This window comes from Streptomyces aureoversilis (genome assembly GCF_042657885.1).
Lineage (GTDB): Bacteria > Actinomycetota > Actinomycetes > Streptomycetales > Streptomycetaceae > Streptomyces > Streptomyces aureoversilis.
In genome coordinates this window covers 317,729-339,265 of record NZ_JBHSKJ010000005.1, presented here as the reverse complement: position 1 = coordinate 339,265, position 21,537 = coordinate 317,729, and the positions used below count along the sequence as shown (strand labels likewise).

20 protein-coding genes are annotated in these 21,537 nt (G+C 72.6%); 6 read left to right on the top strand and 14 right to left on the bottom strand.

From position 1 onward, the window contains the following. Window positions 1-15: 15 nt before the first annotated feature. Both ACFPP6_RS11605 and ACFPP6_RS11600 read right to left on the bottom strand, forming a co-directional pair. Window positions 16-558, bottom strand: coding sequence for an RNA 2'-phosphotransferase (locus ACFPP6_RS11605; protein WP_382039934.1), 543 nt, complete (start codon window positions 556-558; stop codon window positions 16-18). Beyond that, entirely contained in the window at window positions 558-1,085 is a 528-nt protein-coding gene (locus tag ACFPP6_RS11600; protein ID WP_382039931.1) for a PadR family transcriptional regulator, read from the bottom strand. The genes ACFPP6_RS11605 and ACFPP6_RS11600 overlap by 1 nt, the downstream gene beginning before the upstream one ends. Window positions 1,086-1,196: 111 nt before the next feature. Between ACFPP6_RS11600 and ACFPP6_RS11595 the strand changes: the two genes are divergently transcribed. Next, on the top strand, window positions 1,197-1,775 hold the full coding sequence (locus ACFPP6_RS11595; protein WP_382039928.1) for a hypothetical protein: 579 nt from the start codon (window positions 1,197-1,199) through the stop codon (window positions 1,773-1,775). A gap of 40 nt (window positions 1,776-1,815) precedes the next feature. Here ACFPP6_RS11595 and ACFPP6_RS11590 read toward each other — a convergent pair whose 3' ends face one another. The 4 genes from ACFPP6_RS11590 to ACFPP6_RS11575 are packed head-to-tail and all read right to left on the bottom strand — an operon-like array spanning window position 1,816 to window position 6,448. Then, a complete protein-coding gene (locus tag ACFPP6_RS11590) occupies window positions 1,816-2,874 on the bottom strand; it encodes a MerR family transcriptional regulator (protein WP_382039926.1) in 1,059 nt (352 codons plus the stop codon). Between the two features lie 12 nt (window positions 2,875-2,886). Continuing rightward, on the bottom strand, window positions 2,887-3,801 hold the full coding sequence (locus ACFPP6_RS11585; RefSeq protein ID WP_382039924.1) for a metal-dependent hydrolase: 915 nt from the start codon (window positions 3,799-3,801) through the stop codon (window positions 2,887-2,889). A gap of 20 nt (window positions 3,802-3,821) precedes the next feature. Beyond that, the gene (locus tag ACFPP6_RS11580) at window positions 3,822-5,603 is read right to left on the bottom strand and encodes an SDR family oxidoreductase (RefSeq protein WP_382039921.1); all 1,782 of its coding nucleotides are present in this window, start codon (window positions 5,601-5,603) and stop codon (window positions 3,822-3,824) included. Next, the gene (locus tag ACFPP6_RS11575; RefSeq protein WP_382039918.1) at window positions 5,600-6,448 is read right to left on the bottom strand and encodes a M24 family metallopeptidase; all 849 of its coding nucleotides are present in this window, start codon (window positions 6,446-6,448) and stop codon (window positions 5,600-5,602) included. Before ACFPP6_RS11575 ends, ACFPP6_RS11580 begins: the two co-directional genes overlap by 4 nt. Window positions 6,449-6,697: 249 nt before the next feature. Here ACFPP6_RS11575 and ACFPP6_RS11570 point away from each other — a divergent pair, with 249 nt between their 5' ends. Genes ACFPP6_RS11570 through ACFPP6_RS11555 form a run of 4 tightly spaced genes read left to right on the top strand, consistent with a single transcriptional unit; the run spans window position 6,698 to window position 10,231 of the window. Further along, complete coding sequence (locus tag ACFPP6_RS11570) at window positions 6,698-7,699, top strand: ABC transporter ATP-binding protein (RefSeq protein ID WP_382039916.1); 1,002 nt, start codon at window positions 6,698-6,700, stop codon at window positions 7,697-7,699. Continuing rightward, window positions 7,689-8,588 (top strand): ABC transporter permease subunit, encoded by a 900-nt coding sequence (locus ACFPP6_RS11565; protein ID WP_382039913.1) that lies wholly within the window; start codon window positions 7,689-7,691, stop codon window positions 8,586-8,588. The genes ACFPP6_RS11570 and ACFPP6_RS11565 overlap by 11 nt, the downstream gene beginning before the upstream one ends. Further along, the gene (locus ACFPP6_RS11560; protein ID WP_382039911.1) at window positions 8,585-9,496 is read left to right on the top strand and encodes an ABC transporter ATP-binding protein; all 912 of its coding nucleotides are present in this window, start codon (window positions 8,585-8,587) and stop codon (window positions 9,494-9,496) included. Before ACFPP6_RS11565 ends, ACFPP6_RS11560 begins: the two co-directional genes overlap by 4 nt. A 15-nt stretch (window positions 9,497-9,511) precedes the next feature. After that, a complete protein-coding gene (locus ACFPP6_RS11555; RefSeq protein WP_382039908.1) occupies window positions 9,512-10,231 on the top strand; it encodes an ABC transporter permease in 720 nt (239 codons plus the stop codon). Window positions 10,232-10,271: 40 nt separating this feature from the next. Here ACFPP6_RS11555 and ACFPP6_RS11550 read toward each other — a convergent pair whose 3' ends face one another. The 3 genes from ACFPP6_RS11550 to ACFPP6_RS11540 all read right to left on the bottom strand — a co-directional run bounded on the left by ACFPP6_RS11550 (window position 10,272) and on the right by ACFPP6_RS11540 (window position 13,318). Then, window positions 10,272-11,219: an aminoglycoside phosphotransferase family protein gene (locus ACFPP6_RS11550; RefSeq protein ID WP_382039905.1), complete on the bottom strand. Its 948-nt coding sequence runs from the start codon at window positions 11,217-11,219 to the stop codon at window positions 10,272-10,274. A 62-nt stretch (window positions 11,220-11,281) separates the two neighbouring features. Continuing rightward, window positions 11,282-12,556 (bottom strand): CynX/NimT family MFS transporter, encoded by a 1,275-nt coding sequence (locus ACFPP6_RS11545; RefSeq protein ID WP_382039903.1) that lies wholly within the window; start codon window positions 12,554-12,556, stop codon window positions 11,282-11,284. A gap of 51 nt (window positions 12,557-12,607) precedes the next feature. Next, window positions 12,608-13,318 (bottom strand): FadR/GntR family transcriptional regulator, encoded by a 711-nt coding sequence (locus ACFPP6_RS11540; protein ID WP_382039901.1) that lies wholly within the window; start codon window positions 13,316-13,318, stop codon window positions 12,608-12,610. Window positions 13,319-13,425: 107 nt separating this feature from the next. Here ACFPP6_RS11540 and ACFPP6_RS11535 point away from each other — a divergent pair, with 107 nt between their 5' ends. Beyond that, on the top strand, window positions 13,426-14,196 hold the full coding sequence (locus ACFPP6_RS11535) for a rhomboid-like protein (protein ID WP_382039898.1): 771 nt from the start codon (window positions 13,426-13,428) through the stop codon (window positions 14,194-14,196). On the opposite strand, the gene ACFPP6_RS11530 is transcribed toward ACFPP6_RS11535, so the two are convergent. The 5 genes from ACFPP6_RS11530 to ACFPP6_RS11510 all read right to left on the bottom strand — a co-directional run bounded on the left by ACFPP6_RS11530 (window position 14,168) and on the right by ACFPP6_RS11510 (window position 21,535). Beyond that, window positions 14,168-14,986, bottom strand: coding sequence for an HAD family hydrolase (locus ACFPP6_RS11530; protein WP_382039895.1), 819 nt, complete (start codon window positions 14,984-14,986; stop codon window positions 14,168-14,170). The genes ACFPP6_RS11535 and ACFPP6_RS11530 overlap by 29 nt on opposite strands. A gap of 88 nt (window positions 14,987-15,074) precedes the next feature. Further along, window positions 15,075-16,352, bottom strand: coding sequence for a serine--tRNA ligase (serS, locus tag ACFPP6_RS11525; RefSeq protein ID WP_382039892.1), 1,278 nt, complete (start codon window positions 16,350-16,352; stop codon window positions 15,075-15,077). A 669-nt stretch (window positions 16,353-17,021) separates the two neighbouring features. After that, window positions 17,022-17,957, bottom strand: coding sequence for a prephenate dehydratase (gene pheA, locus ACFPP6_RS11520; RefSeq protein WP_382039889.1), 936 nt, complete (start codon window positions 17,955-17,957; stop codon window positions 17,022-17,024). A gap of 159 nt (window positions 17,958-18,116) precedes the next feature. After that, window positions 18,117-19,607, bottom strand: a complete 1,491-nt coding sequence (gene efeB, locus ACFPP6_RS11515; RefSeq protein ID WP_382039886.1) for an iron uptake transporter deferrochelatase/peroxidase subunit — start codon at window positions 19,605-19,607, stop codon at window positions 18,117-18,119. Beyond that, on the bottom strand, window positions 19,607-21,535 hold the full coding sequence (locus ACFPP6_RS11510) for a copper resistance CopC/CopD family protein (RefSeq protein ID WP_382039884.1): 1,929 nt from the start codon (window positions 21,533-21,535) through the stop codon (window positions 19,607-19,609). The genes efeB and ACFPP6_RS11510 overlap by 1 nt, the downstream gene beginning before the upstream one ends. Between the last annotated feature and the right edge of the window lie 2 nt (window positions 21,536-21,537).

Below are 21,537 nucleotides of genomic sequence, written 5' to 3'. Positions count from 1 at the left end.
GACGGGCGCGCGGGTTCAGCCGGGGAAGCGCAGGAACTCGGCCGGTACACGCTCGACCAGCCACACGCCGTTCTCGCTGACGCGGAAGACGTGCCCCGCGCGGTGCATCCCCTGGGCGTCCACGGTCAGCACGACCGCCTTGCCGCGCCGGGCGCCCACGCGCGTCGCGGTCTCGCGGTCGGGGGACAGATGGACGGCATGCCGGGCCATGGGGAGCAGGCCCTCGGCCCGGATCGCGGCGACCGAGCGCGACACCGTGCCGTGGAAGAGCACGGCCGGCGGCTCGGTGACCGGCAGGCCGAGTTCCACGGGCACGGAGTGGCCCTGGTTGGCCCGGATGAGGTCGCCGTCGAGTGCGTAGCGCCGCTTGTCGCTGGAGGCGACGACCTCTTCCAACTCGGCCCGGCTGAAGGGGAAACCGTGCGCCGCGCTCGCCGCCAGCAGGGCGTCCACGGGCGTCCACCCCTGGGCGTCCAGCGTGATGCCGATCCGCTCCGGCTCGTGCCGCAGGTGCTTGGCCAGGTACTTCGAGATGCGCGTCGCGCGCTGGGCGTCCATCACCGCTCCCGGGACTTCATGAGTTCCTCGGCGGCCCAGCGGGCCCATTCCTCGCGCATGGCGGTGAAGCGCAGGCCGTACTCGAGTGCCAGCCGGCCGTTCACGGACAACGCGTCGTCGCCCCAGTCGACCTTGCGCTCGACTTCCTCCAGCGCCTTGTGGTGGCCCGCGGCGCGCTCGGCCTCGCCCATGAGATAGGCGGTGGCTTCCACGGGCGTGAGGTGGTTGAGGAAGAAGACCCGCAGGAGGGCTTCGCTGCGGCGGACGGTGCCGGGCGGGGTCTCGGTGAGCCAGTGGTGCAGCTCGGCGCGGCCCTCGTCCGTGATCGCGTACTCCTTGCGACCGCGCGGGCCCTCCGCCGCGACCTCCAGCAGGCCGGCCTTCGCGAGCTTGCCCAGCTCGCCGTAGACCTGGCTCTGGGTCGCGGGCCAGGCATTGCTCAGCGAGGTCTCGAACCGCTTCATCAGGTCGTACCCGCTGGCGGGCTGATCGGCCAGCAGGCCCAGCATCGCGTGTCTCAGGCTCATGTCCTCCACTCTACCTTCCACTGTTGACATGTCGAGTGAGGATCTTCTATTTTTGACATGTCATAGTTGGAATGTCGGCGGGAAGGCCGGCCGGCCCCCGAGGAGACTTCGATGAACTATGTGCGCGGCTTCATTCCCTGGATCGCCTTCGCTGTCGTCTCCTCCGTCGGCTGGCAGTGGGGTGCGGTGGCCGGGCTCGTCGCCGGGGCCGGCCTGCTGGTCAAGGAGCACAAGGCAGGCGCCGCGGGGAATGCACTGATCCTGGAGGTCAGCACGGTCTGCTTCTTCGTCGCGATCACCGCCCTGGCCTTCGCCCTCCCGCACAGCGGGCTGCGGCACTTCGCCGGCGCCCTGTCCCTGGGGTGGCTCGCGCTCACCGCCTGGGCCACGCTGGCCGTCGGCCGTCCGTTCACGACGGGCATCGCCAAGACGCAGGCGCCGCCCGAGGTGTGGGACACCCCGGTCTTCCGCCGCATCAATGTCGTGATCACCTCCGCCTGGGCCCTCGCCTTCACCGTGACGGGCGTCGCGCTCGCCGCCGTGAGTGCCGCCGGTCTCGGCAGCGCAATATCCGTCCCGGTCCAGGTCGCGGGCTTCGCCCTGCCCGCCGTCTTCACCGCCCGCCATCCCGAGCGCGTCCGTGCCCGCTACGCCCGGCAGGCCGGTGAACCCCTGCTCGCGGACCGCTGAACCGGATACCGGTCCGGTCACCGGCCCCGATCGCCGACGGCTATTCGTCCTCGGGGCGGGTGACCAGCGCGTCCATGGTGCGGGCCCGGACCTCGCGTTCCGCGGCAGCGGCGATGAAAGCGGCGACGTTCCCCGGCCCCACCAGAGCAGCCACGGCCCGGACGGTCCCCTCGGGGAGCCGTACGTCTCCCTGGGCGGACTCCGGCGAGCCGACAGCGGCTGCAGCGGCTGCAGCAGCCGCAGCGACGCCCGCCGTACCGCCGACCTGCTCCGCCGTACCGCCTGCAGGGTCTCCGGCCGGGCCGGCCGCGTCGCCGCCCGCGTGAGCCGTGCCCACGGCGGCCTCGCCGTCCAGATGGTCGCGGAGGTAGCGCGTGGCCATGGCGCGCATGGCGCGGGCGAGTTCGGCGTCGACCGTCTGCTGGGCCAGCGGGCGCAGGCGCCGCACCAGCGCGGCGGCCTCGGCGGCCTCCTCGTCGGTGGGCGAGTGGTCCAAGTACTGCCGGAAGACGTATTCGGTGGTGAAGTCCAGGAACCGGCCCGCTATGTGCTCGACCCTCGTGCGCAGTTCGCGCAGGTGGCCGGTGATGGCGGGCAGGGGCACCCCCGCGGCGTGCAGCTCGACGGCCACGGCCAGCTCCTGCGGGCTCGGGACGAGGAACTCCTCGGGCGGCCCCGGTACGCGCACGAGGACGCCGAGCTGCACCGCCTCCTCCACGGCGGCGTCGTCGGGGACGCCGCCGAAGCGGGCGTCGAGCTCCGCGCGGGTGATCCGGCCCGTCTCCTCGTCCGTCCACGGCCCGTCCACCTCGGCGACCAGCCCGAGGACCCCGCCCAGGCCGCGGCCGGTGTCCCAGGCGTCCAGCAGCTCCTTGATGCTGGCCAGGGTGTAACCGCGGTCGAGGAGCCCCGCGACCTGGTGCAGCCGCGCCAGGTGGGCGTCCCGGTAGACGTTGGCGCGCCCGCGCCGCTCAGGCTTGGGCAGCAGCCCGCGGTCCTGGTACGCGCGGATCGTGCGGACCGTGGCGCCGCTGCGGTGGGCGAGGTCCTCGATGCGGTATTCGTGGGGCCGCTCGGGTCGCCCGGGATGCTCGGACAAGTGGGTCGCTCCTTACGAGAGGGCCGCGCGGCCTATCGCGCCCGCCGCGGTCCGTGCCGCGGGTGAGGTCGCCAGATAGTCAACGGCCCTGCGCAGCGACCCCTCCTTCGAGGGATGGTACGACCGCCGGAGATAGCGGGGCACCGCCGAGCCCAGCTCGCGCCAGCCCGGCAGCAGGCCCTTCTCCACGGCCCGGTTGTGCGCGCGCAGCGAATAGCGCATCCGCCCCACGAGCCGCGGGTCGTTGCGGATCAGGAACCGGGAGCCGTATCCCCACAGGTAGAACAGCGCGGGCGCCGTCACGGCCATGCCCAGGGCGCGGCGGGCGTAGCGCCCGGGGTCGTTCCCGCCGCAGTGCTCGTACATGTCGAAGGCGACCGAGCGGTGTTCGACCTCCTCGGCGCCGTGCCAGCGCAGCAGGTCCAGCATCACCGGGTCGGGCGTGGCCCGGTCGAGGCCCTCGGCCTCCAGCACCCAGTTGCCCAGCACGGCCGTGAACTGCTCGATGGCGGCGATCACCGAGAGCCGGAAGCGCAGCCATTCCCGAGCCGTCACCGGCAGGCCGAACGGGGGCCGCTCACCGAGCAGGACGTCGAAGAGGTAGTCGACGTGGCGGGTGTACGCGCCGGTGTCCAGGCCCTGTGCGGCGAGGTGGCCCAGCACGTACGCGTGCTGCACGCTGTGCGTGGCCTCCTGGCCCATGAACCCCTTGACGTCCTTGAGCAGCGCCGGGTCCCCGACCAGCGGGAGGGCCTCCTTGAACACCTTGACGAACCACCGCTCCCCGGCGGGCAGCAGCAGGTGCAGTACGTTGATGACGTGGGTGGCGGTGGGCTCGTCGGGTATCCAGTGCAGGGGTGTCGCGTCCCACTCGAAGGAGACGCGGCGGGGGGCTATCGTGTGCCCGCCCGCGTGGCCGTCGGTCATTTCCGCTCCTCCGCCGTCCGCTACAGCGGCGGCTCGATCCGGGCGAGGGCCCGCTGCGCCCACGGTGCGAAGCGGGACATGAAGTGGAGGCCGTGGGCCTCGGGGGCGACCGGCACGACCGCCTGATTGCGGACCACCGCCCGCAGGACGGCCTCGGCGACCTTCTCCGGCGGGTAGTTGCGCCGGCCGTAGGCCCGGCCCGCCTTGGTGCGCATGCGCCGCTGCTCCTCCTCGGAGACCCCGGCGAAGCGCGTGGCGCCGGTGATCGGGGTGTTGACGATGCCGGGGCAGATGGCGGAGACGCCGATGCCCTGCCCGGCCAGCTCGGCGCGCAGGCACTCGCTCAGCATCAGCACCGCCGCCTTGGACGTGCTGTAGGCGGGAAGGATCCGGGAAGGCTGGAAGGCCGCGGCCGAGGCCGTGTTGACGATGTGGCCGCCCTGGCCGCGCTCGGCCATCTGCTTGCCGAAGAGGCGGCAGCCGTGGATGACGCCCCACAGATTGACGTCGAGGACCTTGCGCCAGTCCTCGGCCGAGGTGTCCATGAAGGATCCTGCGAACCCGATGCCGGCGTTGTTGACCAGCACGTCCACCACGCCGTATTCGGCGGCGACCTTCGCGGCCAGCTTCTCCATCGCCGCCTCGTCCGAGACGTCGGTGCACTCGCCCCAGGCGCCGGGGGCGCCGATCAGCCGGGCCATGTCGGCCGTACGCACCGCGCCCTCCGGGTCCCGGTCCACGGCGACGACCCGGGCGCCCGCCTCGGCGAACGCGAACGCGGTGGCCCGGCCGATGCCGCTGGCCGCCCCCGTGACCAGCACCAGCCGTCCGGCGAACCAGCGCGCGTACGGGCCGGCGGGCGCGGACTCCGCCGCCCGCCCGCTCCCCTGCCGGGACAGCGCGAACTCGGCGATCCACGCCGCCACTTGGTCGGGGCGGGTGCGCGGCACCCAGTGCTTGGCGGCCAGGTTGCGCCGCACCAGGCCGGGCGCCCACTGTTCCAGGTCGTCGTAGAGCCGCTCGGAGAGGTAGGCGTCACCGGTGGGGGTGATCAGCTGCACGGGCGCGTGGGCGTAGGCATCGGTGCGCGGGCGGCGCAGCCGGGCGCGGATGTTGTCGCGGTAGAGCCAGGCGCCGTGGGAGGCGTCCGACGGCAGGGAGGGCGTCGGATAGCCCGACACCGGGAGCTTCTCCAGGCGCGCCATCAGCTTGGGCCACTGCTTGCCCAGCGGGCCGCGCCAGGCGGCCTCCGGCAGCCCGGGGGTGTGCAGCGCGTACACATACCAGGACCGGGCGCTCTGGCCGAGCATCTGGGCCACCCGCCGCGGGGTGGGCCGCGCCGCGCGCTTGCGGAACCACATCGCGAGGTGGTCGAGGGAGGGGCCGGAGATGGAGGTGAAGGAGGCGATGCGCCCCTCGGTGCGGGCGACGGTGGCGAACTCCCACGCCTGCACCGACCCCCAGTCGTGCCCGACCAGGTGCACCGGGGCGTCGGGGCTCACCGCATCCGCGACGGCCAGGAAGTCGTCCGTGAGCTTCTCCAGGGTGAAGCCCCCGCGCAGCGGCTTCGGCGCCGTGGAGCGGCCGTGGCCGCGCACGTCGTACAGCACGACGTGGAAGCGGTCGCGCAGCCGCTCGGCGACCTCGGACCAGACCTCCTTGCTGTCCGGATAGCCGTGCACGAGCACCATCGTGGGCAGCGAGGCATCGCCCAGCTCCGCCACGCACAGCTCGACCCCGCCCGTACGGATCCGGCGCTCCCGCGCGCCTTCGAGCCCCGCGCTGCCGGCGTTCTCGCTCATGCGGCCCTCTCCTCCTGTGTGCGCCGCACGTGCGGCAGATCGTCGTCCAGCCAGAACGCGCCCTCCTCGGGATCCCGGGAGTCGGTGACCACCAGGAGCTCCTCGAACTTCGCGCCCGTCCCCCGGAAGCCGAGGTGGGGCTCGACCGCCCACAGGCCCGGCCGGGGCGGGTGGTCGGAGAAGCGGTGCGGGCTCCACAGCGGGGACCAGCCCTCCCGGTGCCCGCGGAGGGCGTCGGAGGCGAGCCCCTTGAGCGCCTGGGTGCCGAACCCGAACACATGCGGCGACCAGCGGCGCTCCCTGACCCGGCCCACCTTGTGCGCGATCACCCCGAACGGATAGGCGCGGTGCCGGTTGGCGTAGCCCTGGCGGACCATGAGCCGGTCCACGTCCTCGTATATCTCGCGCAGGGGGCGGCGCTCGCGCACCTCGCGCAGGACGAGCTCCCGGTGCTCCGCGAGATCGGCCATCAGGCGGTCGTGCAGCGGATTCGGACCCAGGCAGCCGGAGTAGCCGATGTCGGCCGTGAAGCCGCGGTGCACCGGGGCCATGTCGAGGATGAAGGGCATCCCCGCCTCCAGCCGCCGGTCGGTCGGGAAGAACTGCAAGGGGACCCGGAAGCCCGCGAACGCCGTGCGGTCCCCGAACCAGGCGAACGGCAGGTGGAACCAGTCCCGCACGCCGTGGCGCCGCAGCCACTCCCGCTGCATCCGGGCCGCCTCGCGCTCGGTGACGCCCGGCCCGAGCTGTGCGGCCACCGCCTCCGCGCAGTCGTAGGCCAGCCGCTGGACTTCCCTGAAGCCCCGTAACCCGCCGGTGAGTTCCCGGGGCACTGCTGAGGTCATGGCCATTCGTCCGTCCCGTGAGTCGACTCCGGTACGCGTCCGTAACGTGACACTGACGAATGTGACAATGACCGGCGGCTGCGTCAAGAGTCGTGCACGGCCTGTGGAAAACCTCTTTCCCGCCCCGCCCCCTCCGCCGCCCCGGCACCGGGCCCCGCACCCGGCACACCCCTCCCTCCGGACCGTTCCCCTACGGGCACGTCAGACCCGAGGACTACACGGAACCAGCCGTCTGGTCTGACGCCTGGTGTGGTACGCGCCACTACCTTCGAAGGTGTGACTGTGATCGCTACCGAAAGCCTCAGCAAGCGGTTCCCCCGGGTGACCGCTCTTGACCGGCTGTCCGTCGACATCACGCCGGGCGTGACCGGCCTGGTGGGCGCCAACGGAGCCGGCAAGTCCACGCTGATCAAGATCCTGCTCGGGCTGTCCCCCGCCACCGAGGGCCGCGCCAGCGTGCTCGGGCTCGACATCGCGACCGAGGGCGCCGCCATCCGCGAGCGGGTCGGGTACATGCCCGAGCACGACTGCCTGCCGCCCGACGTGTCGGCCACCGAGTTCGTCGTCCACATGGCGCGGATGTCGGGCCTGCCCGTCACCGCGGCCCGCGAGCGCACCGCCGACACGCTGCGCCACGTGGGCCTCTACGAGGAGCGCTACCGCCCCATGGGCGGCTACTCGACGGGCATGAAGCAGCGGGTCAAGCTGGCCCAGGCCCTCGTCCACGACCCCCAGCTGGTCTTCCTGGACGAGCCCACCAACGGCCTGGACCCCGTGGGCCGCGACGAGATGCTCGGCCTGATCCGCCGCATCCACACCGACTTCGGCATTTCGGTGCTGGTCACCTCACACCTGCTCGGCGAGCTGGAGCGCACCTGCGACCACGTCGTCGTCATCGACGGCGGCAAGCTGCTGCGCTCCTCCTCCACCAGCGACTTCACCCAGGCCACGGCCTCCCTCGCGGTCGAGGTCACCGACTCCGACACCCACCCGGACGGCACGGCGGCCCTCGCCGCCGCGCTCGCCGCGGCCGGCCTTGCCGTCCAGCCCGTCGGCCAGGCCGGGGAGTTCGCGGCGGCCGGGTCCGGCCACGTCCTCCTCGTGGACGTCACCGGCGACGACACCTACGACACCGTGCGCGACGCGGTCGCCGGTCTCGGCCTCGGCCTCATCCGCATGGAGCAGCGCCGCCACCGCATCGCGGAGGTCTTCCAGAGCGCACACGAAAGGGGCAGCACCGATGCCGCCTGAGACCGCCTCCGCACCCGCGCAGGACGTCATCCACAACATCGGCTACCGCAACTACTCCGGTGCCCGCCTCGGCCGCTCGTACGCCCGCCGCTCGCTCTTCTCGCAGAGCCTGCGCGGCGCGTACGGCCTGGGCCGGTCGGCGAAGTCCAAGGTGCTGCCGATGATCCTGTTCGGCGTGATGTGCCTGCCCGCCGCCATCATGGTGGCCGTCACGGTCGCCACCAAGCTCAACAAGCTGCCGGTGGAGTACACGCGCTACGCGATCATCATGCAGGTCGTCATCGGCCTCTACGTCGCGTCACAGGCCCCGCAGTCCGTCTCGCGCGACCTGCGCTTCCGGACCGTGCCCCTGTACTTCTCGCGTCCCATCGAACGCGTCGACTACGTGACCGCGAAGTTCGCCGCGATGTTCTCCGCCCTGTTCATCCTCACCGCGACGCCCCTGCTGATCCTCTACGTCGGTGCCCTGCTCGCCAAGCTCGACTTCGCGGACCAGACGAAGGGGTTCGCCCAAGGACTGGTCTCCGTGGCACTGCTCTCCCTGCTCTTCGCCGGCATCGGCCTGGTGGTCGCCGCGCTCACCCCGCGCCGCGGCTTCGGCGTCGCCGCCGTCATCGCCGTCCTGACCATCTCCTACGGGGTGGTGAGCACCGTCCAGGGCATCGCCCTGCAGCGCGACAACACCGAAGCGATCGGCTGGATGGGCCTGTTCTCGCCCATCACCCTCATCGACGGCGTGCAGACGGCGTTCCTCTCCGCGACCTCCGCCTTCCCCGACGGCCACGGGCCGAGCACCGCGGCGGGCTTCGTCTACCTGCTCGTGCTCGCCGCCCTGATCGCCGGCTCCTACGGGGTGCTGATGGGCCGCTACCGAAAGGTCGGGCTGTGACCTCGATCCGCATCGACAACGTCTCCCGCTGGTTCGGCAACGTCGTCGCCGTCAACGACGTCTCCATGACCGTCGGCCCCGGCGTCACCGGCCTCCTCGGCCCCAACGGCGCCGGAAAGTCCACCCTCATCAACATGATGGGCGGCTTCCTCGCCCCCTCCACCGGCACCGTCACTCTCGACGGCGCACCCATCTGGCGCAACGAGCAGATCTACCGCCACATCGGCATCGTCCCCGAGCGCGAGGCGATGTACGACTTCCTCACCGGCCTGGAGTTCGTCCGCGCCAACGCCGAACTGCACGGACTGGGCGACTCCGAGGCACAGCGGGCGCTCGCCACCGTCGAGATGGAGTACGCCCAGGACCGCGCGATCAGCACGTACAGCAAGGGCATGCGGCAGCGCGTGAAGATGGCCTCCGCGCTCGTCCACGACCCCTCCGTACTGCTGCTGGACGAGCCCTTCAACGGCATGGACCCGCGCCAGCGCATGCAGCTGATGGAGCTCCTGCGCAGCATGGGCGCCGAGGGCCGCACCGTGCTCTTCTCCTCGCACATCCTGGAGGAGGTCGAGCAGCTGGCCACCCACATCGAGGTCGTCGTCGCGGGACGGCACGCCGCCTCCGGCGACTTCCGCAAGATCCGCCGGCTGATGACCGACCGCCCGCACCGCTACCTCGTGCGCTCCAGCGACGACCGCGCGCTTGCCGCCGCCCTGATCGCCGACCCGTCGACGGCGGGCATCGAAGTGGACGTCCAGGAGGGCGCCCTGCGCATCCAGGCCGTCGACTTCGGGCGCTTCACCACGCTGCTGCCCCGGGTCGCCCGGGAGCACGGCATCCGGCTCCTGACGGTCTCGCCCTCGGACGAGTCCCTGGAATCGGTCTTCTCGTACCTCGTCGCGGCCTGAAAGGAGCCCAGCGCCATGTACAACGCCACCGTCGCACGGCTCACCTACCGGGGCCTCCTGGGCCGCCGCCGTGCCTTCATCCTCTTCGGGCTGCCCGCCCTCCTGATCGGCGTCTCCGTCGTGGTCCGGATCCTCGTCGGCGCCGACGACGGCACCGCGGGCAGCGTGCTGGGCGGCCTCGCGCTGGCCACCATGGTCCCGCTCATCGGCGTCGTCGCCGGGACCGGCGCGATCGGCCCGGAGATCGACGACGGCTCCGTGGTCTACCTGCTGTCCAAGCCGGTCAAGCGCCCCACGATCATCTTCACCAAGCTGATCGTCGCGATCGCCGTCACCGCCGTCTTCTCGGCCGTCCCCACGCTCATCGCCGGCTTCGTGCTCAACGGCAACAGCCAGCAGATCGCGGTCGCCTACGCCGTCGCCGCGGTCGTCGCCTCCATCGCCTACAGCGCGATGTTCCTGCTGCTGGGCACCCTCACCCGGCACGCCGTCGTGGCCGGCCTGGTCTACGCCCTGGTGTGGGAGTCGCTCTTCGGCAGCCTCGTCCCCGGCGCGCGCACCCTGAGCGTCCAGCAGTGGTCGCTCGCCCTCGCCCAGCGCATCGGTGCGGAGGGTGCCGTCTCCTCGGACGTGGGCCTGCCGCTGGCCCTGTCCCTGCTCGCCGGCGTGACGGTGGCGGCGACGTGGTTCGCGGGGCAGAAGCTGCGCTCCCTGACCCTCGCCGGGGAGGAGTGAGCCTCATCCCCCCGAGGCTCACACCCCCAGCGCCCGAGCCTCAATCCCGTACGACATAACGCTGTAGCGCCCGGGCGATCTCCACCTGCTCGGGCGCGAGCGCGTCGTCGCCGTCCTCGACGTCCCACAGGGCGTTCTGCAGCACCCTGCCCAGCGTCCAGCGGGCCGCCCGCCGCCGGTCCAGCCCCAGGACATCGGTCATCAGGTCGAAGCGGCGCAGGACCGCCCGCTGTACGTCACCGGTCGCGGTGATGTCGTCCCACCGGTCGTGCAGGGCGGGCAGCAGTTCGAATCCGGCGTCGCCCACGAGCGGCTTGGGGTCGATGGCGAGCCACGGCTCGCGCGCGGAGCCCGGCACGGGGGCGAGGACGTTGGCGTAGTGGAGGTCCCAGTGCAGCAGCAGGCCGCCCGGCTCGCCGACGACCTCCCGGACGGCCTCGGCGCACGTCTCGACCAGCCGGCGCTCCGAGGGGTCGCGCAGCTCCGGCAGCGCCGTGGGGACGTCCTTCAGCATCGCCCCGGCGACGTCCCCGAGGGAGCGCAGCCCGGCGGGCGCGGGAGCCTTCAGGAGCCGCTCCAGCAGCTCGGCGAGCGTCTGCAGTGAGGCTTCGGCATCCGGTATGGACAAGAGTGAACGGTTGGCGTCCAACCGTTCCAGCAGCATCGTGCCGGTCGCGGCGTCGTGGTCGAGGAGCGCGACCGCCGCGTCACCGTTCCAGGCACCCAGGGCGGCCGGCTCCCCGGCGCTCTCGTCGGTGACCGGCTGGAGCTTGAGCGCCGCCGGGGTGCCGTCCTCCCGCAGCACGGGCAGGACGAGGGCGACCATGCCGTGCGAGGCGGGCCCGTCGATCCGCAGGCCCCAGCGGTCGAGGAAGCGGGCCGCGAGCTCCGGCAGCGCGGCGACCCAGGAGCGGCCGGCCTCCCCGTCGAAATCCTCGTGGAACCCGGCGAGTTCCGCCGGGACGGTGATGCGGTGAGCGGCGTGCATGGGCGACGGTCTCCTCACGACGGGTGGGGAGGCCCCGGAGGGCCTCCTGTCCACCCAACGTCTCAGATCTTCCGATCGCGCCCGGCGCCCATGGCGAGAAGCAGCAGTGCCGCGCAGGCGACGAGCAGCAGGGCGACGGGAAGCGTCCAGCTGTCGGTCGCCTGGTGGACCGCACCGATCGCGAACGGGCCGACGGAGGCGAGCAGGTAGCCCCACGTCTGCGCCATGCCCGACAGGCGGGACGCGGTGTGGGCGTCGCGCGTACGCAGCACCATCAGCGTCAGGGCGAGGCCGAGCAGACCGCCCTGCGCGACGCCCATCAGCGTCGCCCAGACCCACGCGCCCGCCACGGGAGCGGTCAGCAGGCCGGTGACCCCGGCGGCCATGAGGACGACGACCCCCGCGCCGAGCAGGCGCTGGTCGCGCATCCGGCCGGCGACCATGGGCACGACGAACGAACCGGCCATCTGCACCAGCGTGTAGAAGGCGTAGACCATGCCGGCCTCGTTCTTGCTCATGCCCCCGTCGGTGAACACGGTCGGCATCCAGGCGATGCACACGTAGGCGATCAGCGACTGGGTGCCCATCATCAGCGTGACCTGCCAGGCGATTGGCGACCGGGTCAGCTTCGGCCCGCTCTGCGCCGTCCGCACGGGCGTGGCGGCCGCAGCGCCGTGCCGGGCGCCGCGCCGCGCGAGGACGGCCTGCGGGATCCACACGACGGCCGCCACGGCGGCGAGCAGAGCCCAGGAGGCCAGGGAGCCCTGCCAGCCGCCCAGGGCGTTCTCCAGGGGCACGGACAGGGCGGCGGAACCGGTGGCGCCGAGAATCAGCGTGGTCGAGTACAGGGCGGTCATGCTCGCGGCGCGGTCGGGGAAGTCCCGCTTCACCAGGCCGGGCATCAGCACGTTCAGCAGGGCGATCGCCGTGCCGACGAGCGCGCAGCCGACGAAGAGGGCGACGACCGGGGGCGCGATGCGCAGCAGGATGCCGCCGCACAGCAGCAGGAGGGCACCGCACAGGACGGTCTCCGTGCCCCAGCGGCGGGCGAGCTTCGGGGCGACGATCGAGCCCAGGCCCATGAAGAGCAGCGGGATGGTGGTGACGAGGCTGCTCGCCGCGGCCGCCAGGTGGAAGTGGTCACCGATCTCGCCGATGAGGGGCGAGACGCCCGCGAGTGCGGCCCGCATGTTGAGCGAGGCGAGGACGATGCCGGTCATGACGAGCGCGGGGTGGGCGCGCGCGGTGCGGCGCGCGGCGGCCACCGCGGGCCTGGGGGCCGGGTCCTCTTCCGCGTCTATCAGGGGGTCGAGCGTGTCCGGCCTCGTTTCCGACATGGGGGTGCCTTTCCAGGGACGTGCGGTGAGGGGAATGAGGGGCGCTGCGGGTCAGCCCTCGGCGAGGAGGCTCTCCACGGCCTGCTTCGGGCGCTCCAGGAGGGCCCGGGCGGCCCGCGCGGCGGCCTCGGGGTCGCCGGAGGCGATGGCGTCCATGAGGGCGTGGTGGTCGCCGTGGAGGATGCGCGGCATGTCGCGGTCGCCGAGCGCGGTGACCAGCGCCTCGCGGACGGAGCTGCTGAACCAGGCGTAGGTCGCGGTCAGCGCGCTGTTGTGCGCGGCCTCCACAACGGCGCGGTGGAACTCGACGTCGTGGTCGGCGTAGAGCTCCAGGTTGCCGGAGTCGGGCTGGCCCTCGGGGTCCTCGAACGCCGTCTGGGCGTCCAGGGCGGCCTTCATCCGGGCGAGGTCCGCGGGCTCGTGGCGCAGGGCCGCGAGGCGGGCTGCCTCGGCCTCCAGCGCGATGCGCAGCTCCAGCACGTCGCGCACCCCGGCGCGCTGCACGCCGCGCATGATCTCGGCCGGGTCGGCCATGGAGACCACGAACGTGCCCTCGCCCTGCCGCGAGCGCAGCATTCCGGCGTGCACGAGGACGCGGACGGCCTCGCGGACGGTGTTGCGGCCGACCTGGAGCTGCTCGGCGAGCGCGTGCTCGGTCGGGATGCGGCTGCCGATCTTCCACTCGCCGGCCGCGACCTGGGCGCGCAACTGATCCACGACGGTGTCCACGAGGGACTGCCGTCCCGCTGCCCGCAGTGCCATTCGTCCTCCGGTCCCGGCCTCGGCCGCGCATGATTCACCCGATTGCCCAGTCATCCTACAACTCGGCGCGCGGGGCGGCGAGGACGCCGGACGGCTACCGTCGAATGGTGCGTGGACGGGAAGGGCCCCGCGGCTCCGGCACGCCCGGCCGGGGGCCGGCCGTCGCCGCCCGCGCCGCTTCCCTGGCCCGCTCCGGGATCCGTTCCTGGATCCGATCCTCGCCGGGGACGCACATATGGCTGCTCGTCATCGGCATCACCAGCCTCGTCATCGCCGCGGCCGGCCAGGACCTGGCGACGGCCCTGCTGCACCGCACCAGCAGCAACATCCACCAGCTCACCAAGCACCCGCTGCAGTCACTGCTGATCAGCGGGTTCTGGATCGAGAACCCCTCGTCGTTCCTGATCTACGCCGCGCTCTTCGAGGCGCTGCACGCGAACGTGGAGCGCTGGATCGGCACCGCCCGGTGGCTCTTCACCGTCGGCTTCGCGCACATCGCGGCGACGCTCATCAGCCAGGAGATCGTGCTGATGTCGATAGAGGACCACGAGCTGCCGCGGTCGATGAAGAGAGTCGTCGACATAGGCGTCTCGTACGGGCTCGCGGCCGCAGCCGGGATCCTCACCTACCGGATGCCGCGGCCGTGGCGGTGGCTCTACCTCGCCGGAGTGGTGCTCTTCTTCGGCCTGCCGCTGGCCACGGGCGGCACCTTCACCGACGTGGGGCACGCGATAGCCGTGGCCATCGGCCTGGGCTTCCGGCAGTTCACGCACGGCCGCCCGGCATGGGACTTCGCGCGCGTGCCCGAAGCCCTGCGACAGGCGGCCGCAGCCGTGACGTCGGGGACGGTCAGCCGAAGAGACGCTCCAGGACCGTAGCGATCCCGTCGTCCTCGTTCGACCCGGTGACCTCGTCGGCGACGGCCAGCAGCTCCGGATGGGCGTTGGCCATGGCCACGCCGTGGGCCGCCCAGCCGAACATCGGTATGTCGTTGGGCATGTCACCGAAGGCGATCGTGTCGGCGGGCTTCATCCCGAGCCGGCGCGCGGCCAGGGACAGGCCGGTGGCCTTGCTCAGCCCCAGCGGCAGCAGCTCGACGATGCCCGCACCCGCCATCGTCACGCCGACCATGTCACCCGCGGCCGCCCGCGCGGCCTCGGCCAGGGCGTCGTCGTCGAGCTCCGGGTGCTGAAGGTAGAGCTTGTTCAGCGGCTCGGCCAGGAGCTCGTCCCGGTCGTGGGCCGGGACGGCCGGCAGGGGGCCCTCCTGGATGCGGTAGCCGGGGGTGACGAGCACCTCGCCGTCGAGGCCGTCGCGGCCCGCGGCGAGGTGCAGCGGACCGGTCTCGGCCTCGATCTTGGCGATGGCCAGCCCGGCGAGCCGCCGGTCCAGCGTCACCGACGTCAGCAGCCGGTGCTCGCCCGCGTGGTAGACCTGCGCGCCCTGCGCGCACACCGCCAGGCCCTGGTAGTCCAGCTCCTGGAGGATGTGGCGCGTCCACGGGACGGCCCGCCCGGTCACGACGATGTGCGCGGCACCCGCCTCCGTGGCCAGCTTCAGGGCGGACCTGGTGCGCTCCGAGACGGTCTCGTCGGAGCGCAGCAGGGTGCCGTCGAGGTCGGTCGCGACGAGACGGTAGGGCAGCGGAGAGGCAGGGCCGTCGGTCACTGTGTTGTTCCGTTCGCTTCTCCGCCTGCGCGGCGCAGAGGTGCGGGTTTCGTTGCCGGGCGCGCCCCGGCGGCCGCGCATGCGCCGCTCACCGTGCGACGGGCTCCAGCACCTCGCGCCCGCCCAGGTACGGACGGAGCACCTCGGGCACGCGCACCGAGCCGTCGGCCTGCTGGTGGTTCTCCAGCAGCGCCACGATCGTGCGCGGCACCGCGCACAGCGTGCCGTTGAGGGTGGCCAGCGGCTTGACGGTCTTGCCGTCGCGCAGGCGGACGGACAGCCGCCGCGACTGGAACTCGTCGCAGTTGGAAGTCGAGGTCAGCTCGCGGTACTTGCCCTGGGTCGGGATCCACGCCTCGCAGTCGAACTTGCGCGAGGCGGACGCGCCCAGGTCACCCGTGGCGACGTCGATCACCTGGTAGGGCAGCTCGAGGCTGTTCAGCCACTGCTTCTCCCACTCCAGCAGGCGCGCGTGCTCGGCCTCGGCGTCCTCCGGCGCGACGTACGAGAACATCTCGACCTTGTCGAACTGGTGGACGCGGAAGATGCCGCGGGTGTCCTTGCCGTACGTACCCGCCTCGCGGCGGAAGCACGGCGAGAAGCCGGCGTAGCGCAGCGGGAGCTGCGAGGCCTCGAGGATCTCGTCCATGTGGTACGCCGCGAGCGGCACCTCGGACGTGCCCACCAGGTAGAAGTCGTCCTTCTCCAGGTGGTAGACGTCCTGCGCGGCCTGGCCGAGGAAGCCCGTGCCCTCCATGGCGCGCGGCTTGACCAGGGCGGGCGTCAGCATCGGGGTGAAGCCGGCGGCCGTGGCCTGGGCGATGGCGGCGTTGACGAGCGCGAGCTCCAGCAGGGCGCCGACGCCCGTCAGGTAGTAGAAGCGCGAGCCGGAGACCTTGGCGCCGCGCTCGACGTCGATCGCGCCGAGCAGCTGGCCGAGCTCCAGGTGGTCCTTGGGCTCGAAGCCCTCGGCGGCGAAGTCGCGCGGGGTGCCGATGGTGTCCAGGACGACGAAGTCGTCCTCGCCGCCGCGCGGCACGTCGGGGTGGACCAGATTGCCGATCTGCAGCAGCAGGCGCTGCGCCTCGGCGGCGGCCTCGTCCTGCTCGGCGTCGGCGGCCTTGACGGCGGCGGACAGCTCGCCGGCCTTCTTCAGCAGCGCGGCCTTCTCGTCGCCGGCGGCCTTGGGGATGAGCTTGCCGAGCGCCTTCTGCTCGGAGCGGAGTTCGTCGAAGCGGACGCTGGACGACCTGCGCCGTTCGTCGGCGGAGAGCAGTGCGTCGACGACGTCGACATCCTCTCCACGGGCGCGCTGGGAGGCGCGCACACGGTCGGGGTCCTCACGAAGCAGGCGAAGGTCAATCACCCCTCCAGGCTACCGTTGCGGACGCGATCACTCGACGGCATATTCCTCTTGATGGTGTTTTGCCCCATTTTGGGCGTTCGGAAAAGGCTGTGAATAATCAGAGCCGCCGGTGATCGGGAAGGTGCTGAAAAGCCGTCGGAGCGGACGGCCGGGGAATGGCTGCGCTTTTGCCGAAAAGGGGGCATAGCGGTGGCGTGGGGGTCTGATCCGCTTGCGCGCGGCGGGAGTTGGCCCGCTCCTTGTCCACAGGAGGGCGCCCCTCCGCTTTCTTTGTCCACAGGCTGTGCGTGAAATCTGTGGACGCCGGAATCGAACGTTCCGTCCGCTTCTGTCCTGCGCCGTGTATTCCTTGGTCAAACCTCGCTCGGCCACTCATTCGGGTGGTATCGCCTCGCTCTAAAGGGTTATTCACCGACATTCCGCTGACGGGTGCGCTGTGGGCAGCCCGATCGGGCGAACCTAGGTGCTGTGGATGACGGCCCTATGGCTAGAGCGATTTGTCGACCTTGACCGATTCGCAGGGCGGTGCAGGTGCCTCGTTCTGTCGACTTATCCCCAGGTCGAGAACCCCCTGTGGATAACTCTGGGGATGTCCGCGCCGACGGCTACCGTCGAGACGTGGACACCAACGACTCCCGCTTACGCGCGGCCGGCCCGGGTGCGGCCTGCTCAGGCCCGGCCGTCCTGGCAGCGCACCAGCCAGTCCGCCGCCGTCACGAACTCCTCGTCCGACGTGCCGTAGCGCGCCGGGCCGACCTCCGCCGGATCCACGCCCGCCCGGGGATACGAGCCGAGGAACCGCACCTGCGGGCAGATCCGCTTCAGCCCCATCAGCGCCTCGCCCACACGCCGGTCGGTGATGTGCCCCTCCGCGTCGATCGCGAAGCAGTAGTTGCCGATGCCCTCGCCCGTCGGGCGGGACTGGATGAGCATCAGGTTCACCCCACGCGTCGCGAACTCCTGCAGCAGCTCCAGCAGGGCGCCGGGGTGGTCGTCGCGCAGCCACACCACGACGGAGGTCTTGTCCGCGCCCGTCCGCGCCGCGGGCCGCGCCGGACGGCCCACCAGCACGAACCGGGTCTGCGCGTTCTGCGCGTCGTGGATGTCGGTGACCAGCGGCTCCAGCCCGTACGTGGCCGCCGCGAACTCCCCGGCGAACGCGGCGTCGAAGCGCCCCTCCTGCACCAGGCGCGCGCCGTCCGCGTTGGAGGCCGCCGACTCCCAGAGCGCGTCCGGCAGATGCGTGGCGAGCCACTTGCGCACCTGCGGCTGCGCCACGGGGTGGCCGGTCACCGTCTTGATGTCCGCCAGCCCGGTCCCCGGGCGCACGAGCAGCGCGAAGGTGATCTGCAGCAGCACCTCGCGATAGATCATCAGCGGGGCGCCCGTGGCGAGCTGGTCGAGCGTCGCGGTGACGCCGCCCTCCACCGAGTTCTCGATGGGCACGAGCGCGCCCGCCGCCTCGCCGTTCCGCACGGCGTCCAGCGCCGCCGGCACGGACACCATCGGCACCAGCTCCCGCGTCGCCGCCTCCGGCAGCGTCCGCAGCGCGGCCTCGGTGAACGTGCCCTCGGGGCCGAGATAGGTGTAGCGGCTGGCCGACATCACGCTGGCTCCTCGATCGTCTGGGGGCTCGCCACGATACCGAGCGCCCTGGCGGCGGGCCCCGCGCGCTGAGCAGCGGCCCGGTCCGTCCCCGCGGGGCGAGGAGCACGGCCGGGCCCGGCGACCCTCGGTCCCCGGGCCGCCCTCAGCCCTCCAGCCCTAGCCCTCCAGCAGCCGCTGCCCCACGTACTCGCCCGGCGCGCAGCCGCCCGGCACCGCGTAGAGGCCGCTCGACTCGTGCCGCAGGAAGCGGGAGAGGCCGTCACCGCGGTCCAGCTTCCGCTGCACCGGCACGAAACCCTTCAGCGGGTCCGCCTGCCAGGCGACGAACAGCAGGCCCGCGTCCGGAGCCCCGTCATCGAGGAAGCCGTCATGGTAGGAGAACGCCCGCCGCAGCATCGTCGCGCCCCGGTTGGACGCCGGCGACGCGACGCGGATGTGCGCGTCACCCGCGATCGCCAGCGACCCGTCCTCGCGGAACTTGTTGAGGTCCACCGGCGTCGTCTCCGTGCCGCCGGACAGCGGCGCCCCGTCCGACTTGCGGCGGCCGATCACCTTCTCCTGGCGCTCCAGGGAGAGGTTGTCCCAGCTGTCGAGCAGCATGCGGATGCGCCGCACCACCGCGTACGACCCGCCCGCCATCCAGGCGTCCGCGCCGCTGCGGTCCTCCGGCACGTAGACGTGGCCCGTGAAGCGGGGGTCCGACGGCTTGGGGTTGTTGGTGCCGTCGACCTGGCCCATCAGGTTCCGGGCGGTCATCGGCTGCGCCGTGGCCCCAGGCGTCCGGTTGAAGCCGTTCATCTGCCAGCGCAGCCGTGCCGCGCTCCCGGCCTGCTGCTGGAGCAGCCGCAGCGCGTGGAAGGCGACGAGGGCGTCGTCGGCGCCGATCTGCACCCACAGGTCGCCCTCGCTGCGCTTGGGGTCGAGCGCGTCGGCGGTGAATGCGGGCAGCGGCTCCAGGGCGGCGGGCCGCTTCGAGGCGAGCCCGGTCCGGTCGAAGAACGTCCGGCCGAAGCCGAAGGTGACGGTCAGGGAGCAGGGGCCCGCGTCGAGCGCGACCCCGGAGTCGTCGCCCTTGGGCGTCCGCCCGGCCATGAGGTCGGCAGCGGTCGCCGACCACCGCCGCAGCAGCGCGGCCGCGGCCTTGCGGTCGGCGCCCGGCGCGAGGTCGAAGGCGGCCAAATGGCCGCACGTCTGCGCGGGATCGGCGATCCCGGCCTGGTGCACGCCGTGGAAGGGTCTGCTCCCGGAGCCGACGCCGTTCAGCGGGGCCGGGTCCTTCCGTACGGTCTCGGTGGCGAACGCCCCGGCCGCACCGCCCGCGACGAGCCCGGCCGCGCCCGCGGCGCCGGCCGTGCCGAGCAGCCGGCGGCGGCTGACGCCCTTCGCGGCGCGGGCCTGCGCGGGCCGGCCGGGCTGCTCGCCCCGGCCGGGGCCCGTCTTCGCGGCCCCGGCACCTCCCGCCGGCTTGGTGGCCGCGGCGGTTCCCGCCGCCGTGGAGGTCTTGGCTTCCTTCGCGGCCTTGCCGGGCTTGCCGGCCTTCGTGGCCTTCGTGCCCTTCACTGCCCGTGCAGGCTCCTCGGCCTGCGGGGCCTTCCCGGCCTGCGGGCCCTGGGAGGTCTTCTCTTCGTCCTGGGATCGTTCAGTCATCAGTTGATCTTCACGTTCCTGATCTCCGTGATCTGGTCGATGTCGGAGGTCCGTACGGTCAGGGTGAGCTGCCACTCGCCGGCCATGGGCAGCTGGAAGCCGGAGGCCTGCCAGCGGCCGGCCGGGCCGCGCTTGAGGGACGTGCGCAGCGGGCCGATGTTCTTCCGCGTCTCGGTGAAGGACACCTCCAGCTCCGGTACGTCGACGGCCTTGCCGGCCGGGTCGGTCACGGAGACGTCGAGGGAGTTGTTGCCCGAGCGCGCCGGGTCGATACGTACGACGGCCGTGCCTCGCCCGTTCGTGCCACCCGTGTCGTACGGGATCTTCACCTCGGCCGGGCCGGAGGCATCCGGCGCGGCGGTCCGGGCGCCGCCGGAAGAGGCGGCCTGCCGCTGTTCGGTCTCGGCCCGCCCGGGCTGGGTGCCGGTGAGGAGGGTGGTGACGGCGAGCACGGCGACGGCGACCCCGGCCTCGGCCAGGACGGAGCGCCGCAGCCCGCTGCGGCCTTCGTCCGCGTCGCGCCGCCGCTGCCCGGCGGCCTTCTCCAGGGCCTCCCGCTGGCGCGCGAGCTGGGCGGCCCGCTCGGGAGAGGTGTCCTTGTCCTCCCGGGAGGGGCCCGCCGCCTTGGCGGCACGGGCCTGGCCGGCCGCCTTGGCCTGGACCGGCTTGGCGGACGGCGCCGGCTTCTTCGCCGCCGGGCGGCGGTCCGTGAGCCGGCCCGTCCAGCGCCGCGAGAAGTACGCGAGGCCGAGCATGCCCGTCACGAGCGCGACCTTGAGGAGGAGCCAGCGGCCGTACTCCGTGCCGGTGAGCGCGCCCCACGAGCCGACCTGGCGCCAGGACTGGTAGAGGCCGGTCGCCACCAGCACGCACACCGAGGTGAAGGCGAGCCGGGAGAAACGCTGCACGTCCGCCCGCCGGACCGGCTCTCCCGTCCACAGCACGGCCAGGAGGGAGGCCAGGCCGCCCAGCCACACCGCGACGCCCAGCAGGTGCAGGACGTCGAACGGCATCGCGAGCCAGGGCTGCAGGCCCGCCGAGGCGTGCTCGGCCATGGCCCAGGTCGCCGCGAGCCCGACGGCGACCACCGCGCCGCCGATCGCGAGCCCGTAGGCGACGTCGCGGCGCTCCATGCCGCTGCGGTCGCCGTCCTCGCGGGCGTACGAGCCGAACAGGACGGCGAGGAAGACCGCGGCGGCGCTCAGCAGCAGCAGGCGGGACAGCAGTGCCGCGCCCGGCTTGGTGGCCAGGACGTCACCGAGGAGGGACAGGTCGAAGGCGGCGCCGATGCCCTTGCCGCCCGTGTACGGGCCGCGCAGCAGCAGGAGCGCCGAGGTCGCGGCGAAGAGGGTGATCCAGCCGCCGACCGCGATGCGCTGCACCGGCCGCGAGGAGCGGCAGACGCCTGCGAACACGCAGCCGCCGACGAGGAGGAGGTAACCGGCATAGGCCGCATAGCGACCTGTGGTGTAGAGAGCGTCGACGACCGGGTCGGCCTCGGCCGTCGTCACTTTCGCCGCCGTCTTCGACGGCGCGCCTATGGAGAAGGTGAAGGCCCCGGCCACCGGGTGGCTGTCCGCGGAGACGGCCTGCCAGGCCACCGTGTAGGTGCCGTCGGCGATTCCGCCGGCGAGCCCGACGGACGCCGTGTTCGACTTGCCGTCCACGTGCGCCGGCTTGCCCTCGTCGACGCGCTTGCCCTGCGGGTCGAGGATCCGCACGGAGTCCGCGCTGAGCAGGACGCCCTCGGAGAAGGTGAGCTTCACCTTCTCGGGCGCGACGGGCACCACCGACCCGGAGGCCGGGTCGGTGGAGGTCAGCGCGGCGTGCGCCGAGGCGCTGCCCGCCCCGGGCCCGAGCGCGCAGAGCAGCGCGGCGAGCAGCGTGCCGAGGACCGGCAGCAGCCGCCCGGCGGTCAGGGTCTTCATCG

Coding starts and splice junctions, on each gene's coding strand:
- ACFPP6_RS11605 (WP_382039934.1), bottom strand. CDS start 558: ATGGACGCCCAGCGCGCGACGCGCATCTCGAAGTACCTGGCCAAGCAC.
- ACFPP6_RS11600 (WP_382039931.1), bottom strand. CDS start 1,085: ATGAGCCTGAGACACGCGATGCTGGGCCTGCTGGCCGATCAGCCCGCC.
- ACFPP6_RS11595 (WP_382039928.1), top strand. CDS start 1,197: ATGAACTATGTGCGCGGCTTCATTCCCTGGATCGCCTTCGCTGTCGTC.
- ACFPP6_RS11585 (WP_382039924.1), bottom strand. CDS start 3,801: ATGACCGACGGCCACGCGGGCGGGCACACGATAGCCCCCCGCCGCGTC.
- ACFPP6_RS11580 (WP_382039921.1), bottom strand. CDS start 5,603: ATGAGCGAGAACGCCGGCAGCGCGGGGCTCGAAGGCGCGCGGGAGCGC.
- ACFPP6_RS11575 (WP_382039918.1), bottom strand. CDS start 6,448: ATGACCTCAGCAGTGCCCCGGGAACTCACCGGCGGGTTACGGGGCTTC.
- ACFPP6_RS11565 (WP_382039913.1), top strand. CDS start 7,689: ATGCCGCCTGAGACCGCCTCCGCACCCGCGCAGGACGTCATCCACAAC.
- ACFPP6_RS11555 (WP_382039908.1), top strand. CDS start 9,512: ATGTACAACGCCACCGTCGCACGGCTCACCTACCGGGGCCTCCTGGGC.
- ACFPP6_RS11550 (WP_382039905.1), bottom strand. CDS start 11,219: ATGCACGCCGCTCACCGCATCACCGTCCCGGCGGAACTCGCCGGGTTC.
- ACFPP6_RS11545 (WP_382039903.1), bottom strand. CDS start 12,556: ATGTCGGAAACGAGGCCGGACACGCTCGACCCCCTGATAGACGCGGAA.
- ACFPP6_RS11540 (WP_382039901.1), bottom strand. CDS start 13,318: ATGGCACTGCGGGCAGCGGGACGGCAGTCCCTCGTGGACACCGTCGTG.
- pheA (WP_382039889.1), bottom strand. CDS start 17,957: ATGTCGGCCAGCCGCTACACCTATCTCGGCCCCGAGGGCACGTTCACC.
- efeB (WP_382039886.1), bottom strand. CDS start 19,607: ATGACTGAACGATCCCAGGACGAAGAGAAGACCTCCCAGGGCCCGCAG.
- ACFPP6_RS11510 (WP_382039884.1), bottom strand. CDS start 21,535: ATGAAGACCCTGACCGCCGGGCGGCTGCTGCCGGTCCTCGGCACGCTG.